This window comes from Bradyrhizobium sp. BLXBL-03 (assembly GCF_051853015.1).
Taxonomy (GTDB): Bacteria; Pseudomonadota; Alphaproteobacteria; order Rhizobiales; family Xanthobacteraceae; genus Bradyrhizobium; species Bradyrhizobium manausense.
Map to the genome: position 1 here is coordinate 4,811,430 of NZ_CP182470.1, position 13,617 is coordinate 4,825,046.

19 protein-coding genes are annotated in these 13,617 nt (G+C 64.0%); 7 read left to right on the plus strand and 12 right to left on the minus strand.

Annotated elements, in window-relative coordinates; all coding sequences use genetic code 11:
* Positions 1-40: 40 nt before the first annotated feature.
* The 4 genes from ACNJX9_RS23135 to ACNJX9_RS23150 all read right to left on the minus strand — a co-directional run bounded on the left by ACNJX9_RS23135 (position 41) and on the right by ACNJX9_RS23150 (position 4,007).
* Positions 41-247 carry a hypothetical protein gene (locus ACNJX9_RS23135; protein WP_057757642.1) on the minus strand — a complete coding sequence of 69 codons (207 nt, stop codon included), beginning with the start codon at positions 245-247 and terminating at the stop codon, positions 41-43.
* A 251-nt stretch (positions 248-498) separates the two neighbouring features.
* Complete coding sequence (locus ACNJX9_RS23140; RefSeq protein WP_057758987.1) at positions 499-777, minus strand: hypothetical protein; 279 nt, start codon at positions 775-777, stop codon at positions 499-501.
* 175 nt (positions 778-952) lie between these two features.
* Entirely contained in the window at positions 953-1,945 is a 993-nt protein-coding gene (locus ACNJX9_RS23145) for an SH3 domain-containing protein (RefSeq protein WP_057758989.1), read from the minus strand.
* Between the two features lie 139 nt (positions 1,946-2,084).
* On the minus strand, positions 2,085-4,007 hold the full coding sequence (locus tag ACNJX9_RS23150; RefSeq protein ID WP_439404331.1) for an FAD-binding monooxygenase: 1,923 nt from the start codon (positions 4,005-4,007) through the stop codon (positions 2,085-2,087).
* 103 nt (positions 4,008-4,110) lie between these two features.
* Here ACNJX9_RS23150 and ACNJX9_RS23155 point away from each other — a divergent pair, with 103 nt between their 5' ends.
* Both ACNJX9_RS23155 and ACNJX9_RS23160 read left to right on the plus strand, forming a co-directional pair.
* On the plus strand, positions 4,111-4,581 hold the full coding sequence (locus ACNJX9_RS23155; RefSeq protein ID WP_057758991.1) for a MarR family winged helix-turn-helix transcriptional regulator: 471 nt from the start codon (positions 4,111-4,113) through the stop codon (positions 4,579-4,581).
* A 120-nt stretch (positions 4,582-4,701) separates the two neighbouring features.
* On the plus strand, positions 4,702-5,136 hold the full coding sequence (locus ACNJX9_RS23160) for a COG4315 family predicted lipoprotein (RefSeq protein ID WP_057757648.1): 435 nt from the start codon (positions 4,702-4,704) through the stop codon (positions 5,134-5,136).
* On the opposite strand, the gene ACNJX9_RS23165 is transcribed toward ACNJX9_RS23160, so the two are convergent.
* A complete protein-coding gene (locus ACNJX9_RS23165; RefSeq protein ID WP_439404333.1) occupies positions 5,133-5,354 on the minus strand; it encodes a hypothetical protein in 222 nt (73 codons plus the stop codon). The two genes, ACNJX9_RS23160 and ACNJX9_RS23165, sit on opposite strands and share 4 nt — an antisense overlap.
* Positions 5,355-5,502: 148 nt before the next feature.
* Complete coding sequence (locus ACNJX9_RS23170) at positions 5,503-6,099, minus strand: L,D-transpeptidase (protein ID WP_167354021.1); 597 nt, start codon at positions 6,097-6,099, stop codon at positions 5,503-5,505.
* Positions 6,100-6,424: 325 nt separating this feature from the next.
* On the opposite strand from ACNJX9_RS23170, the gene ACNJX9_RS23175 reads away from it, so the two are divergent.
* The 4 genes from ACNJX9_RS23175 (at position 6,425) to ACNJX9_RS23190 (ending at position 8,986) form a co-directional block, all read left to right on the plus strand.
* A complete protein-coding gene (locus tag ACNJX9_RS23175; protein ID WP_439404335.1) occupies positions 6,425-7,495 on the plus strand; it encodes a hypothetical protein in 1,071 nt (356 codons plus the stop codon).
* A 418-nt stretch (positions 7,496-7,913) separates the two neighbouring features.
* Complete coding sequence (locus ACNJX9_RS23180) at positions 7,914-8,144, plus strand: DUF6894 family protein (RefSeq protein WP_057757659.1); 231 nt, start codon at positions 7,914-7,916, stop codon at positions 8,142-8,144.
* Positions 8,145-8,243: 99 nt separating this feature from the next.
* A complete protein-coding gene (locus ACNJX9_RS23185; RefSeq protein ID WP_439404337.1) occupies positions 8,244-8,636 on the plus strand; it encodes a hypothetical protein in 393 nt (130 codons plus the stop codon).
* A gap of 101 nt (positions 8,637-8,737) precedes the next feature.
* On the plus strand, positions 8,738-8,986 hold the full coding sequence (locus tag ACNJX9_RS23190; protein ID WP_057757668.1) for a hypothetical protein: 249 nt from the start codon (positions 8,738-8,740) through the stop codon (positions 8,984-8,986).
* Between the two features lie 62 nt (positions 8,987-9,048).
* Here the strand turns inward: ACNJX9_RS23190 and ACNJX9_RS23195 are convergent, their stop codons facing one another.
* The 6 genes from ACNJX9_RS23195 to ACNJX9_RS23220 form a co-directional block, all read right to left on the minus strand.
* Positions 9,049-9,234, minus strand: a complete 186-nt coding sequence (locus ACNJX9_RS23195) for a hypothetical protein (protein WP_057757671.1) — start codon at positions 9,232-9,234, stop codon at positions 9,049-9,051.
* Between the two features lie 176 nt (positions 9,235-9,410).
* Entirely contained in the window at positions 9,411-9,692 is a 282-nt protein-coding gene (gene minE / locus ACNJX9_RS23200) for a cell division topological specificity factor MinE (protein ID WP_057757674.1), read from the minus strand.
* Positions 9,689-10,504, minus strand: coding sequence for a septum site-determining protein MinD (gene minD, locus ACNJX9_RS23205; protein WP_057757677.1), 816 nt, complete (start codon positions 10,502-10,504; stop codon positions 9,689-9,691). Before minD ends, minE begins: the two co-directional genes overlap by 4 nt.
* A 19-nt stretch (positions 10,505-10,523) precedes the next feature.
* Entirely contained in the window at positions 10,524-11,222 is a 699-nt protein-coding gene (minC, locus tag ACNJX9_RS23210) for a septum site-determining protein MinC (protein ID WP_057757680.1), read from the minus strand.
* A 377-nt stretch (positions 11,223-11,599) separates the two neighbouring features.
* The gene (locus ACNJX9_RS23215; protein ID WP_057757683.1) at positions 11,600-11,857 is read right to left on the minus strand and encodes a hypothetical protein; all 258 of its coding nucleotides are present in this window, start codon (positions 11,855-11,857) and stop codon (positions 11,600-11,602) included.
* A gap of 66 nt (positions 11,858-11,923) precedes the next feature.
* The gene (locus ACNJX9_RS23220; RefSeq protein WP_057758993.1) at positions 11,924-12,895 is read right to left on the minus strand and encodes a DUF2778 domain-containing protein; all 972 of its coding nucleotides are present in this window, start codon (positions 12,893-12,895) and stop codon (positions 11,924-11,926) included.
* A gap of 193 nt (positions 12,896-13,088) precedes the next feature.
* Between ACNJX9_RS23220 and ACNJX9_RS23225 the strand changes: the two genes are divergently transcribed.
* The gene (locus ACNJX9_RS23225) at positions 13,089-13,526 is read left to right on the plus strand and encodes a DUF1810 domain-containing protein (RefSeq protein WP_439404341.1); all 438 of its coding nucleotides are present in this window, start codon (positions 13,089-13,091) and stop codon (positions 13,524-13,526) included.
* The last annotated feature ends 91 nt before the right edge of the window (positions 13,527-13,617 follow it).

The window sequence follows — 13,617 nt, forward strand, 5'->3', positions numbered from 1 at the left end:
GAAATAGCAATCTCAATGTCGTCCCCAGCCCGTGCTGTGGTCAAGCCGCCAGCAATCGATCGAACTCCGGCGGAGCGTAGGCCTTGCCGTCCTGATCGGTGATGACAACGCGCCACCCTTCGCTTGCCCAAACCTTCGCCTTCGCCACGATGAGCAATCGGCTCTCGCGGGCAAAACTGTACTTCTCATTGTCGCGTTCTGCGATCATTTTATAGGCCAATGTGCACCCCCTAGCGTTGCCCCGCACCCGATCTCGTCGTGGCAGCCGCCTTTGGCGGCATTTCGCCGGGAGCGTGGCAATTTGGTGCCATCCGCGGCAGCATTGTGAGCCGCCCTGCTCGAGCCGAGCGAGGGCGCCTCGTGATGTGCTGCATCGTGATGTGATTTTGCCTGCCAGAAGCCGGTTCGAAGGCTCACCCGCGGATGCGCAGGTACCAAGCTGCCAGCCGGGCTGGCCCATCGCCGCCGCGACAGAACCGATAGCACCCGGGCTCCGCCTTAGTGGACGCGGATCACATGTGGCCGGCCGAGATCTATCAGACCCTGCACAGCCGATAGACGGTCGTCCAGGGCCGCAATGGTGAGCAGCAAATTGTTGCGACGCTCGTCGAGCATACCCATCTGCGCGCTGGATAGTTTTGCGCTCGCCCGTTCCTTGTGGATGCCGTCGAGGGATTCGCGCAAGCCGGCGATAAAGCCGGCCAGCTGCTTGGCCTCTCTCGTCATCGACCGCTTCGCGACACTTTGGCGGCGCGACTCCGCCTGGTTCTGTCTCATCGTCATCATCCTCCCGTAGCCCCGCTGCCCCGAGTGGACGCTTACAGCTTTGAATAGAGATATTACGATCAATGAAATCTGTGGGCGAAGAACTTTCTTAAATTGTACGCGGCCGGAACCCCAGCCGCGCCAAAAAGAAAGCCCGGCACGAAGGCCGGGCTTTCGTTAGCGGAGCCTAGTGTTTCTCGTGGCCGCCCGGCGCGCCGCCACCGTGTGGAGCGGGAGCGGCATTGACGTGCGGAGCAGCGCCACCACCGCCGCCGGGATGCGCCATCGCAGGCGCAGGTGGGGCCGCTCGCGGCGCCGGCATCTGCGCGTGCGCATTCATCGGCGCGCCATGGCTGACATTCGGCTGAGCGACGCGCGGCATCGTGGGCCGCGCCGCCGGGGCAGTTGCCACGCGCGGCGCCTCATGTGCACGCGCCATTTCATGTGGACGCGACATGGGCTGCGCACGCACCGCGGCACGACTCGCCGCCTGTTCGTGCATCATGCGTGCCTGCGCGTCGCGGGGATTGCGCGCCTGCACGGCGGCGCGCTCATTGACGATACGCTGGCTTCGTTCGGTACGATTCCGGTCGATCCCAACCGCAGCTTCGCGCTTGGCGATGGTCGCATCATGCCGCGCCGTCACGGCGTCGCGCCCGGAGACCGCGACATTGCCGTTGACGTGCGCATCGCGGCCCAGCGCGATCGCAGCATCCCGCGTCGCAGCGCGGCCGATGCGGGCGGCGCGCGGATCGATCGTCATCCGTGTCGCGAAGCGCTCATGCGACGTCCAGTAGCCATCCCAGTAAGCATGGCGGCGATACCAAGGACGTCCTTCGTAGTAGCTCGACCAGTACGAGCTCAGCACGAAGGGAACGACCGGCACGTCGACCTCGTCGGCATAATCAGGAAGATAGACGTAGTGATTGCGATAGAGATATTCGAGATATTGCGACGACACCCAGCCGCGGTCGTCCGAGAAGCTCACGTCACACCAGGCATGGCCGCGCAGGCAACCATGGATGTTGACACGGGCGCCCTCGGGGATGCGATCGACCAGCGGAAAGCCCGCACCCGGACCGGCGCGCAAGCCCGTCGAGACGGTGACGATCCCAGGCGCGGCCGATACAGCGGTCGGGGCAAGCAGCAATGCGGCAATCAAAGCGGTTTTCAGTCTCATGGCGAAGTCCTCCTCTGGGAGGCGGAACGCGCAAGCGGAATAAAGCGTTCCGCTCGCGAGCGTCGCATCAGCCAAAAGATTGAGATCCGCGCTGGGCGTAGTTCAATATTCATCCGCCATTCATCAGCGGAGCAAGACCTCAGTTCGCTTGCAGCATAAAGCCGTCGAAATACCCGGCGAGCCCGGCAAAATCATTGAGCGGCAGCACCTGCGCGACGTACTGGTCCGGCCGCACCACGATCATGCAGCCGGCCTTTCGGTCGATGCCACGCATGGCGAAAATGTCGTGGCCACCCTTGAGGTCAGGACAGAACATCTTTTCGTAGTCGAGCAGACCGTAGCGTCCTTTGCGCGGAAGGAGCAGCGCTGGCATTGCCTCGATCGCAAGCTCGCGATGACCTTGCTGAAACACTGCGCGCAGGTCGATGACACTGTCGATGTCGGAGCCCACGGGCGTGTATCTCCGGATCGGAGATTCCCGGGACCCCGCAAGAAATTTACACAGGGTATGAATAGCCGACCCCGTCATTGCAGGGTTCTCAGCCGGAGAAAATGCATAGAGGCGGAAACGGCCATCGGCCTGCGCCGCGTGGCCGAGATGAACGGGCTTGGCGTCCCCGAGCCGAATCACTGGAGCCGAGTGGAAGCGCTTGCCGATGACGAAGCCTTTCGCGAGATGCTGATGCGCAGCCGCGCCGGTGAGGATCGACGGCGCGTAGTGCGTCGCCGTGCCAGCCGTGTAGCGGCCATGCCTGACAAAATAATCCTGCGTCTTCGCCGCATCGGCCCCGCCGGCCTTCGCCGCCGAGGCCAATATCCCGGCCCATTCACGATCGAAATCGATCAGCTCCTTCGCCACCGTTTGCCGCTCGGCCGAATAGGAATGCAGCAGGCTTGGTGCGCTCTGCTTCCGCAGCACCGCAGCAAGCTTCCAGCCGAGATTGAAGGCGTCCTGCATCGAGACGTTCATGCCTTGCCCGGCCTTCGGACTATGGGTGTGGCAGGCATCGCCGGCAATGAAGATGCGCGGCAGCCGCGTCGCGGTCTCGGCGTCCGGTACGTCATCGAACTTGTCGGTCAGGCGCTGGCCGATCTCGTAGACCGACCACCAGGCGATCTCCTTCACGTCGAGCGTGTGCGGCTTCAATATCCGCTGCGCCTTCGCAATGACGTCGTCAGCCGTGATGTTGCGGCTTGCGACGCGCTCGCCGACATCGAGTTTTGCCAGCTCGACATAGATGCGAACCATATAACCGCCCTCGCGCGGAATGATGAGAAGGCTACCGTCCTTCCCCGACTGGATCAGGGTCTTGAAGCGGATATCGGGGAAATCGGTGACCGCCAGCACATCCATCACGCCCCAGGCGTGGTTGGCGGAATCGCCATGCAGCTCGCGGCCAATCGATCTGCGCACCGTGCTGCGCGCGCCGTCGCAGCCGACGACGTAGCGTGCCTTGATGGTCTCGACCTTGCCTTCGTTCGCCGCATCGCCACGTTCAAGGCGCACGGTCACCGCATGATCGGCGGGACCTGCGGCCGGATCGACCTGCAGGTCGAGCAGGCGCCTGCTGTAATGGGGTTCGAGCTTGGCCCGAGATTTGCGCATGACGTCGAGAAAGCCGTCATGAACGCGCGCCTGGTTGAGGATGACGTGCGGAAATTCCGACAGCCCGTCCTCGACGTCCTGCACACGGCCGCTGCGGACGATCTTTTCGGGGCTGTGCTGGTCCGGCTTCCAGAACGTCGTCTCGTTGACCCAATAGGCTTCCTTGAGCACGCGCTCGCTGAAGCCAAAGGCGTGGAACATCTCCATGGTGCGGCAGGCGACGCCGTCGGCCTGACCGACGGTAAGCCGGCCCGGCTTCTGTTCGACGATGCAGGTCTTGATATCGGCGAACTGCGCGAGCTGCGCTGCAAGCGTCAGGCCGGCAGGGCCACAGCCGACGATGAGGACATCGACCTCGCCTGGCACGGTGCCCTCGGCACCTCCGGCCTGCACGCGCTCGGCGGGATCGGCGATTTCAGGGTCGCCCGGCTGGAATCCATTGAGATGGAATTGCATGCACACCTCTCCCGTCGACGACTTGTTCAATATTGATCAGTATACTGACTATCAGTATACTCGTCAATCATCCGCGACCGTCCCTGCCCTCACGGAGAATTCGGTGAAAGACAACAACGACATGCCCGGCCATTTGGCGCGGCGATTTCAGCAGATCGCGGTGGCGGTATTCTTGGCCGAGGTCGGCGAAGCCGGTTTCGACCTCACGCCGGTGCAGTACGCGGCGCTTGCGACCATCAAGGCCAATCCGGAACTCGACCAGGTCACGCTCGCCGGCCTGATCGCCTATGACCGCACCACCATCACCGGCGTCGTCGATCGCCTGGTGCAGAAGGGCCTTGTCGAGCGCCGCGCCAGTCCCCGCGACCGCCGCGCCCGCGCGCTGGAGATCACCGACGAGGGCCGGCGCACGCTGCGCAAGATCACGCCGGCGGTTGAATCCGCCCAAGCGATCATGCTGCGCGGCCTCAGCGCCAGGGAAGGAGAGGAACTGATGCGGCTGCTGCGCAAGGCCATCGCCGCCGGCAATGAGCTTAGCCGCGCCCCGTTGCGTGAGGTCGATCTCAAGGCGTGACCAGTTCCCGGAATACGTAGATGCCGCAGAGCGGCGAAACCTGGAACTAACTTTCGGCTGCTACCGTCGCTGCCAATTCGGCGCTTAACGCGCGATTAACTTTGCCGTTTGGAGTTTCGGATGTCCAGGTTCGTCATTGCGACCGCAATCATCGTGCTATCCGCCGGCCATGCGCTCGCGAACGGGCACGGCGGCGGCGAAGCCCCTCCTCCGCCGAAGGCCGAGGCGACGACGGCGCCCGCGAGGGTGGTCCTGACCAAGCAGGGCCCCAAGCTCGTCGATCTCAAGGGGATGACGCTCTACACTTACGAGCGCGACACCAATGGAAAGACGTCGAACTGCAACGGCAAGTGCACCGAAAATTGGGTGCCGCTCGCCGCCACCGCCGAAGCCAAGCCCATCGGCGATTTCACCGTGATCGATCGTGCAGACGGCAGCAAGATGTGGGCGTACCGCTATCGCCCACTCTACACGTCACCGGCCGACAAGGCGCCGGGCGATGTCAACGGCAACGCCACGACGCTGCAATGGCGCATAGCGCGGCCTGACAATTAAGGCGCGAACGGCGCGCGTTCGCCAGCGTTCGGCGCGCCCGCAAGCTTGGCGTGAGCCGTGGCATCGACCGCGGCGTAATTCACCTCGGGCGTCCAGTGCAGCGCAGCGTAGACGACCAGTCCGGCCAGGATCGATCCGTAGAAGCCGAGCGTGGCCCAACGCCACCTGCGCACGATGCGGCGATCGTTCTCGTCAAATTGCTCAATGAAATTCTGCATGATGCCTCCAATGGCAACGAGCCATGGAGGCATAGCGCAACTGCAGCAAAACGCCTGTGAAGCAATTCACCCTTGCGGCAGTCACCTCGCCCGGCGGGCCATCAAGCTTCGGTGATGCCGACCGACGTGACAGGTCAGATCGGTTGCCTTATCCGTGCCAGCTCGGCCCCGACTCGATCTGCGCGCTCTGGCCTGGCGGCAGTACCACGACGGTCGCGTTGAGCTTGACCCGGTCGAACAGATCGATCACGTCCTCGTTGCGCATCCGGATACAGCCCGACGAGATCGCCTGCCCGATATATTCCGGCTGGTTGGTGCCGTGGATGCGATAGAGCGTGTCCTTGTTGCCGACATAGAGATAGATGCCACGTGCACCCAGCGGATTGGCGGGACCGCCGGGCACGCGCGCCGGATAGGGCCCTAATCGCGCCTGGATCTCGGGGGTCGGCACCCAGTCCGGCCATTCCGCCAGCCGGCCGACGCGCGCAACGCCCGAGAAGGCCATCGCCTCCTCGCCGACCGCGACGCCATAGCGGATCGCCTTGCCGTCGGGCAGCACGTAGTAGAGGTAGCGCGCATTGGTATCGACCAGGATGGTGCCCGGCTGCTCCTTGCGCGGATAATCGACGATGTGACGGAGATATTGCTCGGGCACGTTTGCCTGGGCGTAAGGCGTGTGTGCGAGCAACTGACGGTCGCGCGCGGTCATGCTCGCATCCGTCGATGGCGAGAGAGTCGTCTGCATGCAGCCGCCGAGCGGCAGCAGCGCAATGGCGAACAAAACGAGGAGAGATCTTGGCACCGCCGGCCCCCCGATTAGCGGATAGCACCCCCAGCAGCCTCAGATGCTGCCCAAATCGTGCTGAAAACAAGGCAACGCGGAACAATTGGCCGTGTTCGGCATATCAGGTTCCATCACCACATCTGGCAGAAGACGGTCGCGATGTCTCCATCGCCTCGCCTTGCTTTGGTCAAACCCGGCTGGACTCGTGGGGCCTGGAGCTCGGATGGGCTCATGCAACAGATCGGCTCGCGCCAATGCGGACGACCAAGGGGTCAGAGGAGCTGCGATGCTCGCGACGTTGAACAGCCGCCAGATCGTCGATGAGATCGTGAAGGACACGGTCAAGGACACGGTCAAGGACAACGATCCGCATGATGCGGTGCAGATTTCGCCCGATGTGATCAGGGCATCGCGCGTGAACAGCCAGGCGCCCACGCTGGCACCGGAGTTCACGGCTCGCCCCGAGCCGAAATTCGCGCTGGACCGGAAATTGACGATCGAGCCGAAGTTCAGCCCCGTTTCGGAGCCGCCGGCAGTGGCGCCCCAAGCAGCTGCACCTTCGGTCGACACCGCAGTCCGCGTCACCGCATCAGATGATCACATCAGGCCGAAGCGATCGGCGGCTGGCAAATGGCTGCGCGGCGCGTTCGTGACGTTTCTGTTTGCGGGCGGCAGCGCCGCCGCGACCATCGCCTGGGAGAGGCACGGCGACACTGCGACGCAGATGCTCGCCGAATGGACACCGGCCCTGATGTCGCTGCTCCCTTCGACCTCGCAGACAGCACCGGTCGCAGCCGCGCAGACAGCACCGGTCGCAGCCCCGCAGGCGGCGCCATCCGCCGCGCAGGATCAGGCAACCGATCAAGCCGCTGCACCGCCAGTCGCGACGGCCGCTGCCGCACCGGCGGCAAGTGCCGCACCGGCAGCAACACCAACCGATGCCGCGTCTTCGGTGGAATCGATGACGCGCGACATCGCCGCGATGGCGCAGCAGATCGAGCAGCTCAAGGCCAACATCGCCGAGTTGAAGGCAGGTCAGGAACAGATGGTGCGCGAGATGGCGAAGCCGCCAGCGCCCAAGCCGATCACTGAGGCGAAACCACCGGTCACCTCGCCCGCGCGCGTGTCGGCGCTACCGCCGCGCGCTCCGGCGCCGATGCCGCCTGTTCGCAAACCGAAGCCCGTGGTATCGCACACCTACGCGCCGGCTTATGCGCCCGCGCCATCGGCACCACCGCCGCCGCCTTCACAGGCTGCCGCGGTGCCGCCGCCACCGATGGCACCGCCGGTCGCGACGACGCAAGCTGTCGCCGATGACGACGGACCCGTCGTACGTCCGCCGATGCCGCTGCGCTAAAGCATGATGATGAGGATTCATCCTGACCTCATCGCGCTTGAGAGCCTCACCAATCGAACGATGCAAGCTATCCTGTTCGATGTGATGATGTGATGATGTGAGTCCGTGCAACTACGGGGATGCGCGACTCAACCAAAAGAGAAAAGGCCGTCGGGATTTATGCCGCCGGCCTTCTCTTGCAGCTGCCGGTTCCCGGAGCCCGGTTCTGCTGCAATTCCATGCCTTATGATCATGTGGACATATTTAATAAAATCTTAAAGCGTTCGAACATTGCACATCATTTCTGCGCCATACGCACAGAGATTGCGCGCTCCGTTCTCGGTTAGAGATCGACTCAGTGCTATGATCCAGCCTGTGTCGAAGACTTCCGTTGAAGCCTTCTTGGTGAAGATTTGGGTCGTCACACCGGGGAATTCGGATGCCGTACTACTCCTTCGATCTCGTTGACGGTGAAGAGTTCAAGAACCAGGGCGGAATCATCCTCGAAGATATCGAGGTCGCCTCCGATCGCGCCGTTCAACTCGCAAGCGAGCTGTCGCAGGTGAAGCCTGAGCTGCAGCGGAAAGGTTGCTCGGTGCGCGTCACCGATCGCGATCACAAAGAGGTCTATCGCACCCCGCTCGATCCCGTGCCGGCCTGGCGGCGCTAAGCGTCTGCACCGCACCTGCACGCGACAATCGCGCCCCGCCACCATTGCGGAGCGGCCCGCAGGACGCTAGCCTCCCCGGAAAACGAGGAGGACCCAGGGATGCGCGCCGCTTTGCTGTTGGCAGGCCTGTTGCTCATCGCAGCTCCAGCCCGGGCAGCTGATGATCACACCCGCTCGAACTATGTGACGATGGTCTTGCAGGCCTTCGCCGCCAAGGTCGAGTGCCCTGGTACTGATGTCGTCTATCAGGATCTGGTGCAAAAGGCCCAGCAGATGCAGCTGCCCGACGGCACCACCGAGCAGGTGCGCAAGGCGATTGCCTGGATGCACACCGGCGGCAAGATGGGCGAGAAGCAGGCCGACGACATCATGGCGGAGGTCGCGGTCGCAACCCAGATGACCGACCTCGACCAGCGTCGGCTCGGCATGAGCAATTGGTGCGAAAAGCAGAAGACCAACCTCGCCGGTGTGATCCGCAGCAAGGGCGGCTAGGCCCTATTGCGCCGTTAACGAAACTTGGACCGAACTGCCGGCGCGGCAAATAATCGTCACATTCCTCGGCAGCATGCGGCGTCTTCGAGCAGGAGATCCCCATGCGAATTGCCCATGTTGTTTTCGCAAGTGCTCTCGCGATCGGCGCCGCGCTGACCGCCCCAGCCGTCGCGAAGAATGCCGACGCCCAGAAGGGCGAGGACAAACCGACTTCTTCATCCTGCAGCGCCTATCAGCAGGCAGCGAACGGATCGTGGGAGCCGCTTCCGTGCAAGGAAACCGGCGAGCGGGCGCAGCCGCAGACCCAGCACAAGCCGGCGCCGCAAGGCGCTGAGCAAGGCGAGCGCTGAGCCGCGGATCATGCGAGCCGCGTCCTCGACATAAGGATGGAACCGGAAGGAGCTGACGCTGCTCAGCTGTGCGCCGGGCCGCGCATGATCTTCATGGCATCGGCGATGTGACGCCATTCCCTGGCCTCGTCAGCCTCCCCACGCCCCTCGCAGGCTTGCGCCTGTTCGGCAGCCTTGGCGATCGCCGAGAAACCATGCTGCTCCAGCATTTGCCGGGCGATGGTATGGACCTGGACCTCGGACATCATGGGTGTTCTCCCGTCATGAGGACACCGCGGCGCGCGGCTCGGCGCTCCGCGGGCTTGCTGACAACGATCGAATAGCGCGTCTCGTTCCGCTCATGCGAACGACAAAGGCGGCCCGCTGTGCCCAGCGGACCGCCTTTGCACCCACCCCAAATGGGAGCGGCATCGGCCGGGCACCCCTACCCGACCGCCACTTTCTTGCGCTCGAAATCGTTGGGCACCTCGATATCGACCTCCAACGTCGAGACCTCGTCGCCGCGTTCGAGCCGTACGATCACTTTGGTCGGATCCAGCTTCACATGCTTGGAGACGACAGCCAGAATTTCCTCACGCAGCACGCCGAGCAGATCAGGCTGGCCGCGTAGTCCGCGTTCATGGGCCAGCAGGATCTGCAGCCGTTCGCGCGCGACGGGTGCGGACGCCTTGTTGCCGCGGAGAAGCCGGAGCAGACCCATGCTCATGCAGCCCTCCGTCGCAGCAGTCGATCCATGAAACCCTTGCGCTCGGTCGGCACCTGCATGGCGACCGTTTCGCCGCACAGCCGCCTCGCCGCATCGATATAGGCCCGCGCGGGTGCGCCTTCCGCGTTCGACAGCGTCACCGGCGTGCCGACGTTGGAGGCCTTCAGCACGTCCTGGCTCTCGGGGATGATGCCGAGCAAGGGCGTTGCGAGGATTTCCAGGATGTCGTCGATGGTCAGCATCTCGCCGCGCGCGGCACGCGAGGGATCGTAGCGCGTGATGAGAATGTGCTTCTCGACGCGCTCGCCCTTCTCGGCCCGCACCGTCTTGGAATCGAGCATGCCGATGATGCGATCGGAATCGCGCACCGAGGAGACTTCCGGATTGGTGACGATGACGGCCTCATCGGCAAAGCGCATCGCCATGGAGGCGCCACGCTCGATGCCGGCGGGGCTGTCGCAGATCACCCAGTCGAACCGGCTGCGCAAATCGGCGATGACCTTGCCGACGCCCTCTTCCGTCAGCGCGTCCTTGTCGCGGGTTTGCGAGGCGGGCAGCAGCCAGAGATTCTCCAGCCGCTTGTCCTTGATCAGCGCCTGCGGGAGCTTTGCCACCCCCTGCACCACGTTGATGAGGTCGAACACCACGCGGCGTTCGGCGCCCATCACGAGGTCGAGGTTGCGCAAGCCCACGTCGAAATCGACGACGACGACCTTGTCGCCGCGTTGCGCCAGCGCCGCCCCCAATGCGGCGGTCGTGGTCGTCTTGCCGACGCCGCCCTTACCTGATGTCACGACCAGTACTTTGGCCATTTCAAATCTCTCCTTCTGGTCAGTTCAGCGCAGTAATTCGCATGGTGTTGCCTTGCAGCCAGGCCTGGGCCGGCTTGCCGCGCAAGGCGCTGTCGATGTCGTCCGCCGTCTGATAAAACCCATCGATCGCAAGCAGTTCGGCCTCGATCTTCTGGCAATAGATGCGCGCGCTCGTGTGTCCGTTCACGCCCGCCATGGCGCGGCCGCGCAGCGCGCCGTAGATGTGGATGGAGCCGCCGGCAACGACCTCGGCGCCGGAGCCGACCGAGCCCAGAATGGTGACGTCGCCTTCGGGGAAGATCACGGTTTGGCCGGAGCGCACGGGGCTCTCGAGCAGCAGCGAGGTCGGCTTGGTCTCGACCTTGGCTTGCGGCTTTTTCGGCGCGGTCGGCTCGATCACGCAGCTCCGCCCGCCCGACAGCAACGGCGGCATCGACGGGGTCAACCGGCTCTCCTCCACGCCCTCGATGCCGAGCACGCGGATGTTGCGGTCCTGAAGGCTGGTGAGCAGATGCCCGATGCCGGACTGGCTGAGATCGACCGAGGACAGATCGATGACGACGGGCCGGCCGGCGAAGAACCCTGGCGAGCGCGCGATGGTGGTGTCGATTTCCTGGAGCCAGTCCTGGATCGGAACCGTCGGCACGAAGACGAAGGCCACGTAGGAGCGCCCGCGCAGGCGCACCATTTGGCGTTGGACTTTTGCTGCAGCCTCCATGGTGGCCGACTCGTTCCCCGTTATTGAATGGTTAACGATGCCGCCAATATGGTTAATGTCCGGTTAATTCTCCGTGGGGTTACGTGGATGAGGCGTGAAGGAGCGCCCGGGCCAGGCGCTCGAAACCCGTGGAGTGGGCAAAGCGAAGCGTGCCCACCTTCCGCGTGCGATCGGAGAGAGATCGTGGGCACGGCGCTTTGCGCCTTTGCCCACCCTACGACAGCGAGGGTGGCGTGCCCTTCTATCGCTCAGCGGAGCGTAATCCAGGTTCGAGCTAGCCGATGCTCTGTCCCGGATTGCGCGGAGCCTGTCATCGGGCGGCGCTTCGCGCCGACCCGTTGGCTCCATCCGGGCACCGAAGACCGCGAAGGCAGCGCTCAGAGCAGCTTCGCGCTCACGAACAAGGCGCGCACGGCATTGGTCGCCTGGACCGCGAGCATGGCGTTGCCGGCAGCGCCCTCCAGCGCCGCGATGGCCTCTTCATGCAGCGAGCGGAATTCCATCCACTCGACCGATTTGAAGTTGGTGAGGAATTGATAGGCCTGGCCGACGGTCGCGATCGCCAGCGTGTCACCGTTCAGCTTGATCTTGAACGTCGTGCGCAGCGGGGTCTCGGAGCTCTGTGGATCACTCATGGGCTGCTTCTGAACGACAACGGCTTAACGAAGGGGAAACGGCAGCCCGGCCGCACCTGACAAATGTCAGGAGTCGGTGCTGGCGCGCTGCGAGGCGGTGGTCGCACCGCTCAGGCTCGGCACCACGACCAGGCGGTTGAACTCGCCATTGTCGTAAGCCTTGAGGAAGCGATCATAGTCCTTGATCGAGACGCAGCCATTGGAATCGCCGCGCGGGCCGAGCATGTAGGTGTGGGTGAGCAGGCCGACGCGGCCGAGCGCGCTGGTGCCGTCGGTCGGCGTCATGCGCAGCGCCCGCACGCCGTGGAACAGTTTTTCGCGCGGCTTGAGGTCGTAAGTCGCAGGCGGGGTTGCACCGACCATGCGCTGGTCGACATGATCAGGATCGTCCATCAGCGCGCCCATGCCCGAATGGGCCTCGATCGCGACGCCGCTCGGCAAATAGAGCGCCTTGGCCTTGATGTCGTAGACCGCCGTCTTCGAATCGTAGCCGAGCGCAGCGAGATCCGGCGCCCTGCCCAACAGGCCGTCGCCGGGGTTCAGCGAGGCCAGCCTGATCTTGTCGGTGAACTTCTCGAAGAAGTTGCGGTTGTCGACCCGGGGTTTGGCCTCGGCATAGGCCTGACTCGAGGCGATCTGCGCGCTGAAGTCCGCCTGGACCGGCCGCGAGCGCGGCATCGGCACGGCATCGGCGCGCTGCGGGGGCTTTGCGGTCTCTTCGGTTGCGGGCTGCCCGTTATCGATCAAGGTCGAACGCCAGTCGTCGCCCTGGAGCTTCTGGGCCAGCATCGCCTTGGCATCGCGCAGCTTGATCTGGACCGCATTCAGGGCGGAGCGCTCCATGGTCTGCAGGCCAGGTTCGCGCGTCGGCGGATTGTTGCCGGACAGCGAGGCGAAACGATCATTGAACGAAGGAGAATTGGCCGGCGGCAGTGCGGCGGTCACCAGCGCGCTGGAGTTGGCCGAATCCGAAACGCCGATATCCGCGACCCACGCGGCGGCACCCAGCGCCAGCGCGATCGCAGCCATGGACAGCAGTACCGTCTCGGCTCGCCCAATACGGCGGCGCGACAACGGCCTGTCGGCGCGTACGCGGTCGGAAACCATCAGATCCCCAAATCGACACCCCCGGGGGACCCAACCCCCACCCGGAGACTCTCTATACCAGCTACCACATTGGGAGCCAAAAGTTAGGCATAATCGCGGCCGGCAAGCCCTCTGGAGGTATCTTATGACCGATCCTTTCGATCTAGAGCGCTTCCTGAAGGCCCAGGAGCCGGTTTTTCGCGCCGTTTTGGCGGAGCTGGGCCAGGGCCGGAAGCAAAGCCACTGGATGTGGTTCGTTTTTCCGCAAATCGCCGGCCTCGGCTTCAGCGCCATGACGCAGCGTTACGCGATCGGGTCGCGGGCGGAGGCCCAGGCCTATCTCGCCCACCCCGTCCTCGGTCCGCGCCTGATCGAATGCACCCGCCTCGTCCTCGCCGTGCAGGGACGAACCATCAACGCGATTCTCGGCGCGCCTGACGATGCCAAATTCCGCTCGTCGATGACGTTGTTCGGCGCCGTATCCGACGAGCCCGTCTTCGACGAAGCGCTCGCCAGATATTTCGCGGGCAAGCGCGATGATTCGACGCTGGAGATCCTGGCGGCTGTCGATCGAAAGGCCTGACCGGCGCAAGTGGCAACGTAAACCGGCGGTTAACAGGCTCCCCCTATTTTGCGCGGAGAAAACCATTCTCTCCCCGCGCCCATTGCCGGAC